The sequence below is a fragment of the Streptomyces sp. NPDC001070 genome (assembly GCF_053598835.1).
On the sequence record NZ_JBSFLB010000028.1, the window covers coordinates 12,807 to 31,635 of the forward strand.

Annotated in this window: 14 protein-coding genes and 1 pseudogene; 3 read left to right on the top strand and 12 right to left on the bottom strand. The window is 72.9% G+C overall.

The window, feature by feature from the left end; translation table 11 throughout:
* Positions 1-120: 120 nt before the first annotated feature.
* From ACWDAS_RS29905 to ACWDAS_RS29925, 5 genes are all read right to left on the bottom strand, one after another.
* The gene (locus ACWDAS_RS29905) at positions 121-2,283 is read right to left on the bottom strand and encodes a phosphocholine-specific phospholipase C (protein WP_450397223.1); all 2,163 of its coding nucleotides are present in this window, start codon (positions 2,281-2,283) and stop codon (positions 121-123) included.
* Positions 2,284-2,501: 218 nt separating this feature from the next.
* Positions 2,502-2,774, bottom strand: coding sequence for a hypothetical protein (locus tag ACWDAS_RS29910; protein ID WP_450397226.1), 273 nt, complete (start codon positions 2,772-2,774; stop codon positions 2,502-2,504).
* A 430-nt stretch (positions 2,775-3,204) separates the two neighbouring features.
* Entirely contained in the window at positions 3,205-4,287 is a 1,083-nt protein-coding gene (locus tag ACWDAS_RS29915; RefSeq protein ID WP_450397229.1) for a WxL protein peptidoglycan domain-containing protein, read from the bottom strand.
* 74 nt (positions 4,288-4,361) lie between these two features.
* Entirely contained in the window at positions 4,362-6,338 is a 1,977-nt protein-coding gene (locus ACWDAS_RS29920; protein WP_450397232.1) for a fibronectin type III domain-containing protein, read from the bottom strand.
* A gap of 129 nt (positions 6,339-6,467) precedes the next feature.
* The gene (locus tag ACWDAS_RS29925) at positions 6,468-7,673 is read right to left on the bottom strand and encodes a HupE/UreJ family protein (protein ID WP_450397235.1); all 1,206 of its coding nucleotides are present in this window, start codon (positions 7,671-7,673) and stop codon (positions 6,468-6,470) included.
* A gap of 134 nt (positions 7,674-7,807) precedes the next feature.
* Here ACWDAS_RS29925 and ACWDAS_RS29930 point away from each other — a divergent pair, with 134 nt between their 5' ends.
* Positions 7,808-8,518 carry a hypothetical protein gene (locus ACWDAS_RS29930; protein ID WP_450397241.1) on the top strand — a complete coding sequence of 237 codons (711 nt, stop codon included), beginning with the start codon at positions 7,808-7,810 and terminating at the stop codon, positions 8,516-8,518.
* A gap of 165 nt (positions 8,519-8,683) precedes the next feature.
* Positions 8,684-9,973, top strand: a complete 1,290-nt coding sequence (locus ACWDAS_RS29935; protein WP_450397244.1) for an MFS transporter — start codon at positions 8,684-8,686, stop codon at positions 9,971-9,973.
* Between the two features lie 461 nt (positions 9,974-10,434).
* Here the strand turns inward: ACWDAS_RS29935 and ACWDAS_RS29940 are convergent, their stop codons facing one another.
* The 5 genes from ACWDAS_RS29940 to ACWDAS_RS29960 form a co-directional block, all read right to left on the bottom strand.
* On the bottom strand, positions 10,435-12,096 hold the full coding sequence (locus tag ACWDAS_RS29940; protein ID WP_450397247.1) for an alkaline phosphatase D family protein: 1,662 nt from the start codon (positions 12,094-12,096) through the stop codon (positions 10,435-10,437).
* Between the two features lie 136 nt (positions 12,097-12,232).
* Positions 12,233-12,904, bottom strand: a complete 672-nt coding sequence (locus tag ACWDAS_RS29945; RefSeq protein WP_450397250.1) for an HNH endonuclease family protein — start codon at positions 12,902-12,904, stop codon at positions 12,233-12,235.
* 274 nt (positions 12,905-13,178) lie between these two features.
* Positions 13,179-13,583, bottom strand: a complete 405-nt coding sequence (locus ACWDAS_RS29950; RefSeq protein ID WP_450397253.1) for a DUF742 domain-containing protein — start codon at positions 13,581-13,583, stop codon at positions 13,179-13,181.
* Entirely contained in the window at positions 13,580-14,029 is a 450-nt protein-coding gene (locus ACWDAS_RS29955; RefSeq protein WP_450397256.1) for a roadblock/LC7 domain-containing protein, read from the bottom strand. Before ACWDAS_RS29955 ends, ACWDAS_RS29950 begins: the two co-directional genes overlap by 4 nt.
* Positions 14,026-16,389, bottom strand: coding sequence for a sensor histidine kinase (locus ACWDAS_RS29960; RefSeq protein WP_450397259.1), 2,364 nt, complete (start codon positions 16,387-16,389; stop codon positions 14,026-14,028). The genes ACWDAS_RS29955 and ACWDAS_RS29960 overlap by 4 nt, the downstream gene beginning before the upstream one ends.
* A 389-nt stretch (positions 16,390-16,778) precedes the next feature.
* Here ACWDAS_RS29960 and ACWDAS_RS29965 point away from each other — a divergent pair.
* A pseudogene (locus ACWDAS_RS29965) lies at positions 16,779-17,155 on the top strand (TetR/AcrR family transcriptional regulator); the annotation flags it as partial.
* 19 nt (positions 17,156-17,174) lie between these two features.
* On the opposite strand, the gene ACWDAS_RS29970 reads toward ACWDAS_RS29965, so the two are convergent.
* On the bottom strand, positions 17,175-17,942 hold the full coding sequence (locus tag ACWDAS_RS29970) for a Mut7-C RNAse domain-containing protein (protein ID WP_450397476.1): 768 nt from the start codon (positions 17,940-17,942) through the stop codon (positions 17,175-17,177).
* A gap of 122 nt (positions 17,943-18,064) precedes the next feature.
* Positions 18,065-18,727 (bottom strand): HAD-IA family hydrolase, encoded by a 663-nt coding sequence (locus ACWDAS_RS29975; protein WP_450397262.1) that lies wholly within the window; start codon positions 18,725-18,727, stop codon positions 18,065-18,067.
* Between the last annotated feature and the right edge of the window lie 102 nt (positions 18,728-18,829).

Genomic DNA, 18,829 nt, shown 5'->3' on the forward strand with positions numbered 1-18,829 from the left:
GGCAGGTGGCCGGTCGCGGCCCTTCCCACCGCACACGGACCGCGACATGCGCGCGCTCCGGGATGGGCGGGAAGGGCCGACCGTCGATGCGGGCCGCCGGGGCGATCCGCCGGGGCCGGGTCAGCCGGTGATGCTGGCGCTGCCCGTCTCCAGGTGGCCGCTGAACCGCTGCGACCAGGCGCGGTCGTGGTCCGCGGTGACGGTCACGTCGTACCAGCCCCCGCTGATCTCCAGCGGGCTGACCGTCCACGCCTCCTCGCTGTGCGCGGCGACCCGCACCGTCTTCGGGGCGCCGGGGATGTAGTGGTTGTGGGTGATGGAGAACCTCACCGGTGAGTCGCCGTTGTTGCGCAGCCACAGCTTCAGCTTGGGGCGTGCCGTCGGCTTGCCGTCGTGGTAGCTCGCCTCGACCAGGAAGTCCTTGCCGGCGGTGGCGGTGTCGCCGATGAAGCGGCGCAGGAACCGGTTGGGGCCGGTGACGGTCAGGTCGTACGCGGTGTCGCCCGCGGAGGAGCCGATGGGGCCGCTGCCCTTGACGGCCCGGTTGGCGGGAACGGTGTACTGGCCGGGGAACGCGGCCGGGTACTGGGCCAGGGTGGGGAAGCCGCCGCGGTTGTTGTGGACGGTGAAGTGGCTCGCCTTGGTGGCGAACGGCGCCTCGTTGCCGAACTCCAGCTCCACCGCGCCGCCGGCGAAGCCGGTCAGGTTGGCGTTGGGCTGGTACGGCAGCGGGCGGGCCCGCTTGGTGCCCTTCTCCTGGACGGGCATGGTGTTGTCGCCGGGCAGCGGGGTGTACCGCGTCTCGGGGACGAGATCGCCGGTGTCCGGCAGGTCGGGCAGCCCGTAGACCGGTGAGGAGAAGTCGAAGGCGCCGCTGAGGTCACCGCAGACCCTGCGGCGCCAGCTGCTGATGTTGGGGCAGATGGCCGGCGTGCCGAGTGCGGTGGTCCACTTCTCCATGAACTGGATGACCGAGGTGTGGTCGGAGACCTCGGAGGTCACCCAACCGCCGCGGGTCCAGGGCGAGATGAGGAGCAGCGGCACCCGGAATCCGAGGCCGACCGGGAGGGGCTCGGTGACGCCGTACTGGCTCATGGTGCCGGAGACGAACTCGTCGGCCTCGCCGGGCGCCGGCACGGGCGGCGGGACGTGGTCGAACTGGCCGTCGTTCTCGTCATAGTTGACGATCACCAGGGTGGAGTCGAAGACGTCCGGGTCGGCGGCCAGGACCTCGAGGACGCCGCGGAGGAAGTACGCGCCGTTGCTCGGTGCGGTGACCGGGTGCTCGGAGAAGAACTGGTTGTTCACGACCCAGCTGACCTGCGGCAGCGTGCCGCCCAGTACGTCGGCGCGGATCGCGGCGTTGATGTTGTCGGCGTTGCCCGCCAGGCCGGTGACCGGCTCGGGCACGTTCTTGACACCGTTGTCGTAGTAGACGTTGCCCGGGGCGGCGGTGCCGCCCTGCGCGGGGTCGAGCCTGGCGAAGGTGTCGAAGTACTCCAGGCCGTTGTCTCCGTAGTCGTCGGCGCACTGGTACACGCGCCAGCTGACGCCGGCCTTCTGGAGCGTCTCGGCGTACGACTCCCAGGGCAGGAACCTGCCGAGCTCGTCACCGCCGTCGTTGGCGGTGAAGCCGCCGTGCTTCTTGTCGGCGTTGATCGTGCCACCCCACAGGTAGGTGCGGTTCGGGCCGGTCGCGCTGAGCACGGAGCAGTGGTAGGCGTCGCCGACCGTGTAGGCGTCCGCGAGGGCGTAGTGGAAGGGCAGGTCCTTGCGGTCGAGGTAGCCGAGGGTGGTGGGGCCGCCCTTGGCGTGATACCAGCCGTTCATGAGGCCGCCGTACCAGGCGCCGTGCTGGTCGGTCCAGCCGTGGCTGGTGCCGCCGTAGTTGGCGGCGCCGAGCTCGGCGCTCGGCGGGGTCGCGCCGCTCCAGGACTTCGCGCCGCTCAGCCGCCAGGGGTACTGGGTGTCGGCCCCTTCGGTCGGCGTCTTCGGCTGCTCCCAGACGGACTTGCCGCCCGGCAGCTGGATCGTCGAGCGGTCGCCGAAGCCGCGGACGCCCCTGAGGGTGCCGAAGTAGTGGTCGAAGCTGCGGTTCTCCTGCATGATCACGACGACGTGCTTGATGTCGCGGATGTCGCCGTGGACGTGGTGGTGCCGGCCGGGCCCGGTCTGCGGGGCGGCCGCGGCGGCGCTCGCGCCGGGGAACGTGGCACCGATGGCGGCCGCTCCGGCGACGGTCGCGGCGGTGCCGAGGAAGTTTCTTCGGGACACTGCGGACATGACTCAAGACCTCCAGGTGGGAGATACATCCATCTGGAGACCCTGACGCCGCGGTCTTGCTCCCGGGTGTCGGGAACCGGGCGCGGGCATGGACGGGGGGTGGCCTCGGCGATGTCGAGTCGGGTCCGGCCGGGAACGGGCCGGCCCGGGGCGGGGAGAAGGCCTGACGGAGAGCGGACGGCGGCGCGGCAGCGGTGACCGTGGCCGACGCCGCCGCCTCACCGCGCCGCGAGGAGGGCGAAGGCCCCCGCGCCGCACCCCAGTACGAGTAGCTGCAGGATGCCGGAGATGCGCCACCGCAGGGCCACGAGGCCTCCGCCGGTCACCACCGCGCCGCAGGCCAGGACCCACATCGCCTGCCGTGCGGCCTGCGGCGCGTCCGGGGCGTTGACGTCGTCGAAGCTGTCGGCCCACCCCGTCATCGCGTAGCCGTACAGCAACCAGGCGATCACCACCAGGTCGACGAGGAGCAGCGCCGAGCCGACCGCCACCTGCCGGCCGGTCGACGGCCTGTGCCCGCGCCTCGTTCCCGCCACCACTGCCCCCGTCCGCGATCACGTGTCCGTCATCCGGGCCCAGCATCGCGCCCCGGTCCGCACCGGGCATGAGTACCGCTACTCAGAACCGCCCCCGTTCGCCGCTCGCGTCGGCCGAACGGGCGGAAGTCCAACTGGCGGCCGTCGTCGGGTCCCCGGTACGGGAAGGGCCATGGCGCAGCCGCCGGACCTCGCCGGCACACCTTCGGCGGCCTCAGCGACGCCGCGTTCCGGATGACCCCGCTCCTGGAGTCCGGCCGCGACGCCGCATGGCCCTGTCCGTCCGCCACGGGGCCCCGTGAGGCCCCCCGCGGCCGCACGGACCACCCGGTCCTGACCGGGCGGCGGCACGACGGGCCCGGCCCGGCGCGTCCTGCGGGCGGTCTCAGCCCTTCTTCTGAGTCTCCTGCTCGCGCAGCGCCCGCTGCACCGCGTCCCGTACGCGGGCGTCCTCCCGCAGCTTGCGCCGTGCGCGGCCGCGGCGGGTGAGGACGAGGGCGCCGGCGACGGCCGCGACGAGGACGACGAGCAGCACCAGCAGGGTCCACGGGACCGCCCAGCCGTGGGCGGTGGCCTCGACCGGCTTGAGGGAGGTGGTGGTCCCCGAGGCGTCGGTGAGCAGGGGAGTCAGCGTCGCGGTCGCGGTCAGGCCGACGGCGGGTGCCACGCCGCGGACGGGCACCTTCACCTTCCAGCTCTCGCCCGGCAGCAGCTGCGGCGGCGCGGCGATGTCGCCCGCGCCGGCGCGCAGCCACCCGAACGGGCCCGAGACGGAGACCGTCTGGCGGGCCGACAGGAGGGCGTTGCCGGTGTTGTGGATCGTGTAGGTGACGGTGGCGTCACCGGTGGCGAACGGGTTGGCCGAGCCGGTGTAGTCGACGTGGAGGTCCTCGACCGCGAGCTTCGGCTTGAGCTCGCCGCCGACCCGGAGCTTGACCCGGATGCCGAGGCGCCGGTCCACGTTGATGCCCTGGGCCTCGTCGGACTGCTTCAGTGAGGTGAGGATGCCGCCCACGTAGTCGCCGGGTGCGGCGTTGCCCGGCACGGTGACGGTGAAGGGGATCTCAAAGGTCCTGCCGGGCTTGATCACGACGCTGTCGCGGTCGGCGTGGACCCAGGCGCCGATCCCCACGGACTTCTTGTCCTTGGTGAGCAGGTCGAGTTGTCCCGTGTCGGTCGTGTAGCCGTCGGCGGCGTAGAGCGCGAGCCGCAGCGGTGACGTGCTGCGGTTGGCCACGACCATGGCGTCCTTGACCTGTCCGCCTGGGTTCACGGCGTAGTTGTAGCTGGACCGGTCGTCGCCGTACCCGTTCGCGGCCGTCCTGACCGTCCAGGTGACGTCGCCGTCGTCCGCCTGTGCGGGGCCGGTGCCCGGGCCCACGATCGCGAGGGCCGTGAGCAGCGCCAGGGCGGCGGTGCGGAGGAGGGCGCTGACGGGGGGCTTCCGGCGCGTTGCGGGCGCGTGCATCTCGGGGGTCTCCTGGAGCGGGGGGGCGGGGCGGGCACCGCACGGCGCCTGCCCCGCCGGTTGAACGGGTCCGGTCAGCTGCTCAGCGCAGTGATCGTGAGGGTGGCGCGGTAGCCGCCCTTCTCGACGCTGTCCGGGATCTTCAGATCCAGGTCGGCGCCCAGCTTGGCGGTGCCGCGGGCGTGGCCCTGGTCGGCCGAGCCCAGGCCGCGGGAGACGGACAGACCCTGGCCGTGGTCGTCGTAGCCGGAGGCCACCGGGTCGCCGGCCTTGGCGCCCGCGCCGCCGTCGAGGACGTAGGGCGTCCAGCCGAGGTAGGAGCCGGAGAACGTCTTGTCGGCGTCGCGGAAGTCGCTCACGTTGGCCGAGATCGACCACGGGGCGAGCGAGCGCCGGCTGTCGGAGACGAGGATCGGGTTGATCCTGCCGCCCGCGACGAAGTGGTCGCCGTTCTGCTCCTGGGCGGTGCCGAGGTCGACCAGGCCGTTGTAGCCGTCGATCGTCCAGCCGAACTCGCCCGGAGCCGGGTTCGGGACGTTGACCTGGAGGTCCTGCTTGTCACCGTGGTAGGGGTGCACCGTCACCTTGTCGACGAGCGAGCCGACGGGCTGGCCCTCGGGGGTGTTGTCGCACCATTCTCCGTGCTCGACCTCGGAGTTCGGAGCCACGCAGGTGCCGCTGCGGACGTTCTCGACCACGAGCTTGTCGTTGCGCACCTGCACCTTGACGTAGGTGCGGACGTGCTCCTGGTTCTGGACGGAGTTGTACCAGTAGTTGTCCGGGTTCAGCGGGTCGGCGCCGTTGCCGGCGCCGCTCGTGCCGCTGCTGTCGGGCTTGGTGATGTCGTAGTACTTCGAGCCCGAGGCGGAGTTGCCCGTCACGTAGAGGACACCTCCGGGACCGGGGTACACGTCGGCGGCACCGGGCTGCTCGGCCGGGTTGGCCTTCTCGCCGTTCTTGATCAGGTAGCTGCGGGAGTAGCTGTGGTCGTGGCCCTGCAGCACCAGGTCGACGCCGAGCTTGGAGAACGTGGTCGGGAAGTCGACACGACGCGTCTTGTTGTCACCGTCCTTCGCGTGCGAGGCCGGCGAGTAGATCGCGTGGTGGTAGACGAGGACCTTCCACTTGGCCTCGTTGCCGTGCTTGTTGATGACGTCGGTGACGTAGTTGATGTGCGCCGCGTCGCCGCCGCCACCCGTGGCGGGGTTGTAGCTGTTGCTGTTCAGGTCGATGAACAGCACGTCCTTGTAGATGTACCAGTAGTCACCGCCGGACGTGTTCGACGCCGGGTTCCCGTTGGAGTAGTACGGGGCCGAGCGGTCGGTGTTCGGGGTGGTGAAGTGCTGCTCGTAGGCCTTGCCGCCGACGTCGTGGTTGCCGATGGTGGCGGCCCACGGGTACTGGCGCAGCTTGTCGGGGGCGAGGAAGGAGTTCCACTGGGACTCGTTGTTGGCCGTCTCGACCTGGTCGCCGCCGGACACCAGCAGCTCGGCGTCGGGGTTGGCCTTCAGCGAGACGTCCACGGTGTCCTGCCAGCCGGCCTGGTCCTTCGCCAGGTCGCCGGAGGAGCCGATCTGCGGGTCGCCGTAGAACAGGAAGTCGTAGTCGCCCTCGAAGTCCTGCGTCTTGAAGGAGTACGTGGACGACCAGTTGCCCTCGCTGCCGACGCGGTAGGAGTACTCGGCGTGCTCCTGCAGGCCGGTGATGGTGGCGTGGCGGTTGAAGCCGCCGCTGGTGGCGATGTTGGCCCCGCCGATGGCGTCGAAGGTGGCGGCGCCCGCCGGGAACTCGCCGTTGACCAGCTGGGCGGTCGGGGCGACCTGGATCTCCTGCGCGGTGTCGGCGGAGGAGTACCACGTCACGGTGCGCTGGGCCTCGTTGGCGCCCACACCGAGGATGATGCCGGTGAGCGCGGCGGGCTCGGCTGCGCCGGCGGGCGACACCAGGCCATTGCCCAGGGCAACAGTCAGGCCCAGAAACGCCGCGCCGGCCCCCAGGGCCACGCGGCGCCGCGCAGACCCGGAGGTCTGCGAGGAGGTGCTCGATCTCATTGTTTTTCGTTCCTTCTGTGCACGAGTGATGTGCATGGAGTGGAGATCTTCACGCTCACGCCGCCAGGTAAAGCGAACGCAAATGCGAGCTACGGAGTAGTTGAACTTCGCACGAGCCCTGAACGGGTCTCAGAATCCGGACACTCGTTGCACGAACCACACCAGACCCATGACGGACACTCCCGCGGAAATCGCGCCGGTCGCCCAGAGGGCGGCCCTCGCCGAGCGTCGGCGCACCACGATCAGCAGCGGGAAGACGCCGGCGATGATCGCCAACTGCACAGCCTCGATGCCGACGTTGAACACCAGCAGGGACCACAGCAGGGTCCACGACCACGCCTCGTCGATGCCCAGCGCACCCGCGAAGCCCAGGCCGTGCACCAGGCCGAAGCAGAACACCACGCCGAGCCGGGTCCAGCCGGCGCGGTCCAGGCTGAAGTGCCCCCGCCCCGCGGTCTCCAGGTCGCACGCGTGGTCGCCGCGCCGCCAGATCCTCCAGAGGTACCAGCCGGCGACGACGGCGATCGACAGCGCGATGACGGGCTCCACGATCCTCGCGGGCACGTCGACCACGCCGAGCGCGGCGAGCATGAACGTCACGGAGTGCGCCACGGTGAAGCTCGTCGCCGCCAGCACGATCTCCCGCGGGCGCCGCGATCCGGCGATGAGGGCCAGCAGGAACAGGATGTGGTCGATCCCGGTCAGCAGGTGCTCGGCGCCCAGGCGGAAGAACTCCCAGAACCGCTCGTACCAGGACTGGCCGATGGAGAAGGAGGGATGCCCGGCGTCGAGCGCGGCGCTGCCGGAACGGCCGTCGACCTCGTACGTGACGATCGTCTTGGTGCCCTTGACGTAGCCCTCGGAGTCGGGGAACAGCCCGCTGCGCACCTCGTGGTCGTCGCCGTCGGGACAGGCCCAGTCGAGCGTCAGACCGGCGTACGGCACGCCCTCCTTGCGGCCCATGGTGAAGCCGCCGGTCCGCGACGGCGTGCAGGCCTTGCCGTCGGCGGTGACCGTGAAGCGCTCGGAGGCGTACGCGACGGCCGCCTTGGCGTGGGCGTTGAGCGCGGCGGCCTGCGCTGCGGCGTCACCGGCGTCGAACGCGGCGGTTCCCTCGCGGAAGAGGGGGTCGTCGTCCTCGTAGTCGGCGGCGGACACGACGTAGAGGTCGTACTCGAGCCGCAGCGCCGTCCGTATGTGACCCCCGTCGGCCGGGGTGACCCGGACGTACACGGTCGACGTGAACCCGTGCGCGAGCGCCGGCTGCCCGGCGCCCAGGAAAGCGATCACCGCCACGATGATCCCGACGAGGGAGCGGCGGACGCGTTGTGACATGTGGCTCCTTCAGGTTGCCACTGCACGGTGCACGTCACGGGTGAACCGGAACCGGCCGGTCGGCGAATCGTACGAAAACAAGTTCGACAACGGCCCCTCGCGGATGGAGGGCGCCGGAACCGGGAGAGCAGGATGTGAGCGCACCACCTGCCACCACCCGGAGGTCGATCGCCTTGCGCCCCTCGCCTCGGGCCGTCGCCGTACTGGCCGCGGCCGCCGCGCTGCTCACCGGATGCGGGTCCGGTGACGACTGGTCACGCCCGCATCCCAGGCCCACCGCCGTCGGAACCCCCGGCCCTGGCTTCGTCGATCCCGCCGCCCCGCCCGTGCCCGAGGCGACCGCCACGCCGCGGCCCGGCTCCTGGTCCGGGGTCCACCCGTCGAAGGGTTACCGCGTCGTCCTGCTCACCTCGGGTGCGGACCGCCCGACCAAGGCCCTCGTGAAGGCGGTCGAGCAGTGGGCCGAGGCGGAGCACGTCGACCTCAGGACCGTGGCCGCCGCCCGCCACTCCGACCTCGTGCAAAGCATCACGAAGGCCCTGGACATGCGCCCGGACCTCATCGTCAGCGCGGGCAACGACCTGATCGACCCCCTCGCGATGGTCACCCCGAACCACCTCTCCCAGCAGTTCCTCGTCGTGGGCGCGGAGCTGGCCGAGCCCACCGGCAACGTCACCGCGGTCGACTGGTCAGGCGCCTCCTTCCGCGGCGAGGGCCTCGGCATGTCCTCGACCTACGACCCCGCCTCGTTCACCCCGCCGCGCTGCGCGGCCGCCATCCGCGCGGGCGTCGCGTCCGTGCTCAACGGCGTGACCGGGATCGTGCTCTGGCTCGACGAGCACTGAAGCCTGACCGGCCGGCCGCGCGCCGTGGCGACGCGCCGGCCGAGGTCGCGCCGAGCGTCGTCGTCAACGCGACCGGCGGCAGGTGAGGCACGACGAGCTGACGGGTCACGAGACGACCCGGACCACTCGGAGGATCCCGGGAGGGGCCCTGCTAGCCTGCCCGGCATGATCGGGAAGGGCCCCAAGCAGCGGATATCCGACTTTCCGGCGTCAAACGGTCCGCAGCGCGCTCTGATCATCTCGAGCTTCGTCAGTCGGGTGGGCAACGGGCTGTTCAACTCCGCTGCGGTGCTCTACTTCACGCTGGTGGTGCACCTGCCCGCCGCACAGGTCGGTGCCGGCCTCACGATCGCGGGGCTGACCGGGCTGCTGGCCGGGATCCCGGCAGGGAATCTGGCCGACCGATACGGGCCGCGCACGGTCTGGCTGACGGCCCTCGCGACGCAAGCCGCGACGATGGCCGCTTTCGTCCTCATCCACGGCTGGGTCACGTTCACGCTCATCGCCACCCTGGACCGGCTGGCAGCGACGGCGAGCGGCGCCGCAGGCGGTGCGCTCATCGCGCGCGCCGGCGGTGAACGCCCGGCCGCGTTCAGGGCGAGACTCCGCACGTTCGTCAACCTCGGCGTGGTCCTGGGCACCCTCGGCGCCGCCTTCGCCGTCTCGGTCAACACCCGCCCGGCATACACCGCGCTCATCCTCGCCAACGCCGCCAGCTTCGCCTGCGCCGGCCTGATCGTCCTGATCGGCGTCCCGAACTACCGGCCCCTGCCCCGGCCCGAGGAGCACCACGGCTGGGCCGTCCTGGCCGACCGGCCGTTCGTGTCCTTCGTCGCGCTCTACGGCGCCATGGGCCTGCAGTACCAGACCGTCTCCCTGCTGCTGCCGATCTGGCTCTCCGCTCACACCGACGCGCCCCGCTGGACCGTGGCGGCGGTCTACGCGGTCAACAGCGGGGTATGCGCGCTGCTCCAGAGCAGGATCGGCTCCCGGGTGGAGACACCGCGCCAGGGCGGCCGGGCGTTCCGCCTCGCCGGGCTGCTCTTCTTGGTCAGTTGCCCCTTGATGGCCCTGACCGCGGACGTTCCGGCCTGGAGCGCGCCGGGGCTCGCCATCCTCGCCGTCTGCGTGCACAGTCTCGGAGAGGTGTGGGAGTCCTCGGCCGGCTTCGCGCTTGGCTTCGGTCTCGCCCCCGACCACGCCCAAGGGCAGTACCAGGGCCTCTTCGGCATCGGCTTCGACGCCGGACAGGCCCTGGCCCCGGTGATCCTCACGGCAGCGGTCCTTGGACTCGGACACCCGGGCTGGCTGCTGCTCGGCGCGTTCTTCTCGGCTCTGGGGGCGGCGGGCCCGCCGGTGGCCGCGTGGGCGGAGCGAACCCGTCTCACGAGCCAGGACACGGCCCGCGCTGCACATGGCCGGTCGAGCGAAGCCCCGCTGCTCGACGCCGAGTAGTCCGAAGGTCCGCGCCGTACGGCGCCGCGAAGGCCGCCGTACGGCTCCTCGCACCGCGGTCCGCCGGCCGGTGCGGGGGCCGTCCGCGGGGGTTCGGCCGCCCCGAGCGTCACGGGCGCGAGATCGGGGAGGCCGTGGCGGGAGTGGGCCTCGGCGAGGGCCGATCGCAGGGCGGGGTCCGGCACGCCGAAGTGGTTCCGGAACACCGCGATCGCGCCCCCGGGACGCAGCGCTTCGAAGGCCAGGGTCCAGCGCGAGGCGGGATCCACCCAGTGCCAGGCCTGCGCGGACAGGAGCAGCCCGAACCGCTCGGCGGGAGGGCGCCATTGCTCGAATCCGGTCACCACGACGGCGGTGCGCGGGTAGGGCGCGCAACGCTCCTTGAGGACGGCGGCCCTGCGCGCGTCGTGCTCGACGCAGCTCAGGGGCTGTGCCCCGTTCGGCGAAGGCGAGGCCGCCCTTCAGCCCGTGGTGAGCTCGGTGTCCAGCACCGTCACCAGCCCCGCCCGCTCCCCCTCCCTCCTCGGGGCGCGGGTCTGGTCGAGGCGGAGCGCGGCGGCGCGGCCGCGGAGGGTCAGGGTCATGAGCTGGTTGCCGAACCAGGGGCCGCCGAGTTTGCCCCAGCGCAGGGCGGGGGCGGCGGCGCGGCCGTGGCGGGTGAGGACGCGGCCGACGAGACGGGCGGGGCGGGTCCAGGCGAAGCGGAAGGCGAGACGCATGTAGGCGGGGATGGTGTTGTGGACCGGGGAGCAGGTGAGCTGGAGGAGTCGGGCGCGCAGGGGCGCGCCGGGACGGTGGGCCTCCGCGGTGTACGCGTGGTGGACGTCGCCGGACAGGACGCAGATGGTGGCGGGGGCCCGGGGGTCGTCGGCGGCGTCGGTGAGGAGCCCGGCGAGGGCATCGAAGGAGCCGGGGAAGGCCGACCAGTGTTCGAGGTCGCCGGCCTGGCGCAGGCGTTCGCCGCGGTGCGTCCAGCGGTGGCCGCGGCTGCCGCCGCAGAGGGCGGAGCTCCAGACCTCGATGTCGTGGACGGCGTGCGGGAGGAGCCAGGGCAGGGAGGTGCCGATGAGCAGGTGGTCGAACGTGCCGTCGGGGCGGGCGTTCTGACGGAGCCAGTCGAGTTCCGCGGGGTCGAGCATGGCGCGGTCGCCCTCGTCCAGGACGCGCGCGGCGCGTGAGTCGACCATGAGCAGCCGGGTGCGTCCGAGGTCGCGGCGGTAGCTCCAGCGGGTGTGCGCGGGGTCGGCGTCGGCGCGGGCGGCGAAGGCGCGCAGGGTCTCGGTGCCGTCGTCGCAGGCGCGTATCGCGGCCAGCAGTTTGTCGGCGGCGAGTTCGGCGGGGGTGAGGTTGCCGAGGTGCTGGTGGACCCAGTACGAGGTGAGGCCGCTGATGACGCGTTCGTGCCACCAGGCGGTGTCGCGCATGGTGCTGCGCCAGGTGTGGGAGGTGTTCCAGTCGTCGATGACGTCGTGGTCGTCGAAGATCATGCAGCTGGGCACGGTGGAGAGCAGCCAGCGGATGTCGGGGTCGAGCCAGGACTCGTAGTAGAGGTGGGTGTATTCCTCGTAGTCGGCGACCTGGTCCCAGGGGGGCTCGCTCAGGTCCCGGCGCCGGGCGAGCCGGCGGCGGGTGGCCGCGGAGGTCTCGTCGGCGTAGACCTGGTCGCCGAGCAGCACCAGGAGGTCGGGGCGGGGCGCGTCCCCGGAGGCGATGTGGTGGGCGAGGGTGTCCAGCGCGTCGGGGCCGATGGGGTCGGGCTCGTCGGGGGGCGGGGCGGCCCAGCGGCAGGAGCCGAAGGCGACGCGCCGCGGCTGTTCACCGTCGCCGTCGGACTCCGGGCGGCCGGCGGTGTGGATGGTGCTGGGCGGGTACGGGGAGTCCGGCAGCGGCCAGACCTGCCGCCCGTCGAGGAGGACGCGGTAGGCGGTGCCGGTGCCGGGGCGCAGTCCGGTGACGGTGACGATCGCGTAGTGGTGGCCGGCGATCTGCCAGGTGCGGTCGGTGGCGGCCGCCCCGTCGTCGCAGACGACGGTCGCGGCGGCGGGACGGTCGGCCTCGATCCACACGGTGGCCGTGTCCTCGTCCACGTATCGCAGCAGCGGGCCCAGGCGCAGTTCTGCCATGGCGGTCGGCCTTCCCTCCGTCGTCGTGACTTACGGACGTCGGAGGGAAGGCGTGAGTTCCCGGCCGCGCCCCGGTAGCGGACCGGCCGCGGTCCCGGCGGCCCGCCGGCGGCCGGAACGGAGCCGGGACGCGGGGTCAGCAGCCGCTGAGGACGCTGCTGAGCTTGCTCTTCTCGGCGCTGTCGACCGCCAGGTTGTAGTAGTACTTCACCTGGACCCAGGCGCGGACGTAGGTGCACGCGTAGGCGGTGCGCGACGGCATCCACGTGGCCGGGTCCTGGTCGCCCTTGGCCTGGTTCACGTTGTCGGTGACGGCGACGAGCTGCGGGCGGGTGAGGTCGTTGGCGAAGGCCTGGCGCTGGGCGGTGGTCCAGGCGGAGGCACCGGAGTCCCAGGCCTCGGCGAGGGGCACGAGGTGGTCGATGTCCAGGTCGGAGGCGGCGGTCCAGGTGGCGCCGTCGTAGACGGAGTACCAGCTGCCGCTGGTTGCGGCACAGGAGGAGTCGGTGACGACGTTCGAGCCGTCGCGCTTGAGGACGGTCTCACGGGTGTTGCAGGCGCCGCTGATGGTGATCCAGTGGGGGAAGAGGTCGCGGTCGTAGCCGGTGCGGTTCTCGGTGGCGACCCGGAGCGAGGCCAGGTAGGTGCGGGCGGTGGCGGCGCTGACGGGGGTGGGGAGTGCCGCCTGGGCGGCGGGGCCGTTGAGGGTGGCGAAGCCGGCGAACAGGCTGGTGAGGGCCAGGAGGAGACCCAGGCGTCGACGCGCGTAGACACTGCGCCGCACGAGAGCACTGCATATCCGGGACATAAGGAACTCCCTTGGGTGTGGGGGTGTTTGGCCGCTGAAACCGCTGGCCATCCTTGTGCTGGGACGTTTCTGCGGGACAAGCGGCAGGTAACAGGTTGGCGACATGGACACGTCATGTCTAGGGGTTCGACCGCACTCGATCGACACCGCCGCGCCCCGGGGACGGGACGCGCGCCACGTCCTCTCCTCCGTGCTCCGGCGTGCCGTTCAACCCCCGCCCCTGCCAAGGAACCTCACTTCCCCGCAGGTCACCGCGCGGGCAGCGCCCGGGCCTTCACAGGGAGCGAAGCCCGCGGATCACCTCGCGCAGCAGCTCCGCGTCGGGCTGTTCGGCGGCGGCCGGCGGCGGGTCCACCCGCGCGAGCCCGGCGTCGACCAGGTCGCCGAGCACGACACGCACCACGGTGACCGGGAGGTCGGCACCGGCGGCCAGTTCGACCACCGGCAGCGGTCCCTGACGGCGCAGCAGCTCCAGCAGCGAGGCGCGCGCGTGGTCGACGAGCCCGTGCGCCCGGGCGGACGCCGTCTGCTCGTCCAGCGCCCGGACCCGGTCCATCAACGTGAAGGAGCGCTCCGTGTCGGGGCGGGTACGGCCCCGGGTCACGGTGTACGGGCGGACGATCGGGCCGGACTCCTCGTCGTACCAGCGGTCCTCGCCGTCCGTGGCGCGCCGGGTCACTCCTCGCCCGGCTCCCCCGCCGCGCGTGCGGGCGTGGCGAGGTGCCGTCCGGTGCGTTTGACGAGCAGGGACATCTCGTACGCCAGCTGCCCGACGTCCGCCCCCGAGGCGCACAGGACCGCCAGGCAGCTGCCCTCGCCGGCCGGGGTGACGAAGAGATAGGCGTCGTCCAGCATCACCATGACCTGGCGGACGCCGCCCGAGGCGAACGACCGCCCGGCGGACTTGGCCAGACTGTTGAAGCCGGAGCACACCGCCGCGAGATGGTCGATGTCCTTGCCGGTCAGCCCCTTGGAGGAGGCCGTCGCCAGCCCGTCGCCGGACAGCAGTACGGCCTGGCGCACGTGGTCCGTGCGGTCCACCAGGTCGTCCAGCAGCCAGTCGAGGCCCTCGGTGGAACCGGCGTCGGCGGGATGTCCCGCGCCAAACGGTTCGGCGTCCCTCATTCCCGTGCCCCTCCTTCTCCCGCACCGTCGCGTCCCCGGCTCAGCCCTCGCTGGAAGGCCCCGAAGATCGCCCCCATCTGCTCCGGCGACAGCTCGTCGCCGGAATCCTCCCGTCGCGCCCCGGGCGCGTCCGGATCGCCGCGCAGCTCCGGGGCCAGGTTCGCCTGGCGCACGCGGGTGGGCAGCACGGGTGCCGCGCCGGACCGGGGTGCCTCAGGTACGGCGGGCGGAGCGGGCGGGAGTGCGGCCGTGGCCGGCGTCGCGCCGGCGGGCGCCTCGCGCCGGCGACGGGGCAGCGGGCCCGGTGGCTCCGCCCCGGCGCCGGGCTCCCGCGCCTCGCGCCCGGCGGCGCCGGCCACGGACCCGGCGGCTGCCGACACGGGCTCCGGCTCGGGCCCGTCGCCCCGCCCGTCGCCTCGCTCCGGCGCGACGGGTGCCAGCACGGGCCCCGGCAGGAAGACTACCGCCGTGGTGCCGCCGAACGGGGAGCGGGTCAGCGTGACTTCGACGCCGTGCCGGTGGGCCAGGCGCCCGACGACGTACAGGCCGAGCCGTTCGCTGCGCGCCGGATCGAAGTCCGCGGCCCGCCGGAGCGTGGCGTTGGCCTGTTCGAGCTCGTCGGCGTCCATGCCGAGGCCGCGGTCGTCGATCTCCAGGGCGAAGCCGTGCGCGGCCTCGCCGACCCGCATGGTGACCTGGGTGCGCGGCGGGGAGAACGCCGTGGCGTTCTCGACCAGTTCGGCGATGAGGTGGATCAGGTCGACCACGGCCTCGCCGACGACGCCGACCTCGGGCATGGGCGGCACGACCACGCGGGCGTAGTCCTCGACCTCGCCGACCGCGGCGCCCACGACGTCGACGATCGGCACCGGCTTGCGCCAGACCCGTCCGGGCGCGGCGCCGGAGAGGATGATCAGCCCCTCGGCGTGGCGGCGCATCCGGGTGGTCAGGTGGTCGATGCGGAACAGGTCGGCCAGCGCGTCGGGGTCGGAGGTGCGGCGTTCGAGGGTGTCGACGAGCTTCAACTGGCGGTGGACCAGTGCCTGGTTGCGCCGGGCGATGTTGAGGAAGAGCGCGGACATCCCGCGGCGCAGGTCGGACTGCTTGACGGCGGCCTCGACCGCGGCCCGGCGTGCCGCGTTCAGCGCCCGCCCGACCTGCCCGATCTCGTCCGGCCCAGCGCTGTCGGAGCCGTCGTCCTCGGGACGCCCGAAGGCGAGCGGCGGTGCCTCCACGGCCACGTCGACCTGCTCGCCCGCGCCCAGCCGCCGTGTCACCTCGGGCAGTTGGCGCACGGCCAGGGTGTCGGCGGCGTCGCGGAGCTCCTCCAGCCGCCGTGTGATGCGGCGCCCGGTGTGCACCGAGAACCAGACGGACAGCGCCACGCCGAGCAGTCCGGCGCCGCCCGCGACTCCCGCGTAGAGCAGTTCGTGCCGGGCGAAGGCACGGCCGCGGGCGGCGGCGTTCTTCCCCGCGTCGGTGCACAGCAGCATGTACCGGCGGACGGCGTCGTCCATGGTCCGCCGCCACGAAGCGCTCACCAGCACCTTCCCGGTGCCGCTCGCACCGGCGCGGAGCAGGGCGTCCTCGCCCCCGGCCAGCGACCGGTAGAGAGGGCCGCGCTCGAACTCCGCGAAGAGGGCGCGGGAGTCGTCGGGCAGGGCCGGTACGTAGGTGCGCTGGAAGACCCGGCGGTCCTCGATCGTGGCGGCCAGCACGCGGAACTGCGCCGCGGTGAAGCCGCCCGCGACCCGCCCGCCGGTGACCAGCGCGTCCTCGCGGGAGACAAACTCGCGCACGCGGACCAGTTCCGCCACGTTCTGCGCCTCGCGGGCGAGCTGCCCGTTCTGCAGGGCGGTCAGGCCGGTCTGGACCTCGAAGGTGGGCCGGACGACGTCGGTGTACCGGTCCACGGCGCGCGCCCAGTCGATGCGTCCGGCGATGACCTCGCGGCGCAGCGCGGGCAGCCGGTCGACGGCGGCGAGCGCCCTGGTGAGCACCCGGCTCTGGCCGGCGCTGAGGTCACCGCGCTCGTCCCGGTCCTCGATGGCGTCGCGCATCGCGGCGATCACCTCGTCGGTGTGCCGCTGCTGCGCGGTGAGGTCGGCCAGCGCGGTCCTGCTGCTCCCGGAGGCCAGGTACGCGGCGGACAGCCGTCGTTCGATCTGGATCTGGCCGACGGCCGTGTCGACCGGCGACCCGTAGTGGACGTACACGCTCTGCAGCCGGATGAGATCGCGCAGTTCGCCCGTCACCGACACCACGGCGAAGGTCCACAGCGGGACGAGGACGACGACGGGGATCAGCACCAGGGCGAGGATCCGGGTGCGGATCGTGCGGCTGCCGTGACGGCGACGCATGCGCTCTCCAGGCTGCTCGGACGACGGACAGCCCGATCCCGCCGGTCGGCCACGCTGCGCGCCCGTCCGACTACGTTCCGCACGGCGGAACCGGTTGCGCAGTACCGTAGCGATCGTTGCTACTGGGGAGTAGACGCTGCGGCGAATCGTGAAGCGCACGTGCTGTGCCGTGAGTCACAGTTACCGCGGGTTGTGGCCCTTTGGGGGTGCTTGTCCAGGCGGCGACGGGCAGGGAGACACCGGTGAGGCGTTCGGCCTCGGACCGCGGACGGGCGTTGGCCGCGGGGTCGAGGGCCCGGCGGGCGCTTCGGGCCGGCCGGTCCCACCGTCACGGCCCGGATCACCCGCCGGGCCCGTGGTGGCCGCCGGCGGCCGCGCGCTCGCCGCGGATGGCGGCGCCGCCCCGCAGACCGGCGTCCGCGAACGCGGCGACCGGCCGGCCGGCCGGCAGCGGTCGTGGGGAGTCACTGGCAGGACGCCCGGTGCTCTGCGACCTGATCAGCACTCAGACCGCGATCCTGGAAGGCGATGTGTCCGTGCGGGTCGCCGCGGAGTACGAGCGGGCCGACATCGGCAACGCCGAGGCCATGGCCCGGCTCGCGCAGGCCCGCGTCCCGAGCTCGGCGCGCACGACGCCATGCGGTGCACCGGCGCCGCGTTCATGGTGGCGGGGGCGCTGTGGACGCACGCCCACCCCGCGGCGCGAATGTTCGCCGCCTACGAGGCGGACCACGCACTGGCGGCGCTGCGCCCGGAATTCACCGCGACCCTGCGCGAGACGCCTCTCAGGTGCCCTCGGGCCCGCGGGCGGAGGGCACGGCGGGCAGCCCGCCGCCGAACTCGCTCACCGCGTCCTGGACGATCGCCTCCAGCCGGGCGTGGTGCGCGCCGCGCCAGTAGGGGCGCTCGCAGACCACGCACTGCGCGAACACGTCGTAGCTGCGGCGGGTGCCGTGCTCCAGCTTCTCCCAGACCGCGTCCTTGTCGGCGTCCCGCAGCGGCCCGTTGCAGGCGGTACAGCGGGTCCAGGGTGCGAGGACGGGAGCGAACCGGCCCAGTACGTCGCGCAGTTGCTCGTCCGGCTGGTCGCTGTAGACGTACGCGCCCGCCCACAGTTCACGGCGGCGCAGCAGACCGCGGTCCCGGGAGAGCATCACCCGCCGTTCGGCGGCCGACCGGGCGGCCAGGGCGGGGTCGCCGATGTCCGCGCTCTCGTACGCGGCGTCCACCCCCAGCAGGCGCAGCCGCCGGGCGAGCGTGCCCAGGTGCACGTCGAGCAGGAAGCGCAGCGGCGCCCCGGGCACCGACTGCGGCCGCACGACGGGCTGGACCTCGACGTACTCGCCGGCGACCGGCACGTGCGAGACGGGGACCTCCCGTCCGTCGACCAGCAGCCGGCCGACCTCGGTGAGCGGGACCCCGAGCGACTCCACGACGTGCCCGAGGGTGGACACCCCGTCGGTGACGACGGACGTCCGTCCCTCGCGCCGTCCCGCCGCGGCGAAGAGCCGCAGCGCGGAGGCGAAGCTGATGCCGATCTCGGGTCCGTTCACGACGCTCACCCGGCCAGCATGTCACCCCGCCGGCCCGGGGCACACGGGGATTTCCGCCGGCTGGCGGGGCCGGCGGCACACCGGGCCCGGGGCCGACCGTGCGGCCCCGGCCCGGCAGGGGTCTAGCCGATGTGGAGGAGCAGGCCGCCGTCGGCGGCGACCTCGACGCGGACCTGCGCGAGGGAGTCGACGTGCACGGTGGGCTCGTGGGCCGCGGCACGGGGGCCGACGCCGACCACGCGCATCCCGGCGGCCTTGGCGGCCGCGATGCCGACCTCGGAGTCCTCGAAGACCACACAGTCCTCGGGGCCGAAGCCCAGCTCGGCGGCGCCCTTGAGGAAGCCCTCCGGGTCCGGCTTGCTCGCGCTGACGCTTTCCGCGGTGACCATCACGCCGGGCAGCGGCAACCGGGCGGCGTCCATCCGGGCCCGGGCCAGGGTGTCGTCGGCGGAGGTCACCAGCGCGTGCGGGCGGCCCTGCAGCGCGGCCATGAACGCGGGGGCTCCGTCGACCGGGACCACGCCCTCGACGTCGGCGGTCTCCTCGGCGAGCATGCGGGCGTTGTCCGCGTGGTTCTCCGCCATCGGGCGGTCCGGGAGCAGCGCCGCCATCGTGGCGTAGCCCTGCCGGCCGTGGACCACCTTCATCACCGCGTCGCCGTCGAGCCCGTGCGTCGCGGCCCAGCGCCGCCAGCAGCGCTCGACGACGGCGTCGGAGTTGACCAGTGTGCCGTCCATGTCCAGCAGCAGCGCGCGGGCGGGGATGACGGTGGACGGCGACAGCATGGGGCTCCCTCGAACGTACAAACAAGTGGCCCGCCCGCCGGTCAGGGGAAACGGGCGGAACCACTTTGTTCCTACACGATACAAAACCGTGAGGGGGTTCCG

What these genes read in the sequence shown, in the direction of transcription:
- ACWDAS_RS29905 (WP_450397223.1), bottom strand. Translation starts at nt 2,283, where the DNA reads ATGTCCGCAGTGTCCCGAAGAAACTTCCTCGGCACCGCCGCGACCGTC.
- ACWDAS_RS29915 (WP_450397229.1), bottom strand. Translation starts at nt 4,287, where the DNA reads ATGCACGCGCCCGCAACGCGCCGGAAGCCCCCCGTCAGCGCCCTCCTC.
- ACWDAS_RS29920 (WP_450397232.1), bottom strand. Translation starts at nt 6,338, where the DNA reads ATGAGATCGAGCACCTCCTCGCAGACCTCCGGGTCTGCGCGGCGCCGC.
- ACWDAS_RS29925 (WP_450397235.1), bottom strand. Translation starts at nt 7,673, where the DNA reads ATGTCACAACGCGTCCGCCGCTCCCTCGTCGGGATCATCGTGGCGGTG.
- ACWDAS_RS29935 (WP_450397244.1), top strand. Translation starts at nt 8,684, where the DNA reads ATGATCGGGAAGGGCCCCAAGCAGCGGATATCCGACTTTCCGGCGTCA.
- ACWDAS_RS29940 (WP_450397247.1), bottom strand. Translation starts at nt 12,096, where the DNA reads ATGGCAGAACTGCGCCTGGGCCCGCTGCTGCGATACGTGGACGAGGAC.
- ACWDAS_RS29945 (WP_450397250.1), bottom strand. Translation starts at nt 12,904, where the DNA reads ATGTCCCGGATATGCAGTGCTCTCGTGCGGCGCAGTGTCTACGCGCGT.
- ACWDAS_RS29955 (WP_450397256.1), bottom strand. Translation starts at nt 14,029, where the DNA reads ATGAGGGACGCCGAACCGTTTGGCGCGGGACATCCCGCCGACGCCGGT.
- ACWDAS_RS29960 (WP_450397259.1), bottom strand. Translation starts at nt 16,389, where the DNA reads ATGCGTCGCCGTCACGGCAGCCGCACGATCCGCACCCGGATCCTCGCC.
- ACWDAS_RS29975 (WP_450397262.1), bottom strand. Translation starts at nt 18,727, where the DNA reads ATGCTGTCGCCGTCCACCGTCATCCCCGCCCGCGCGCTGCTGCTGGAC.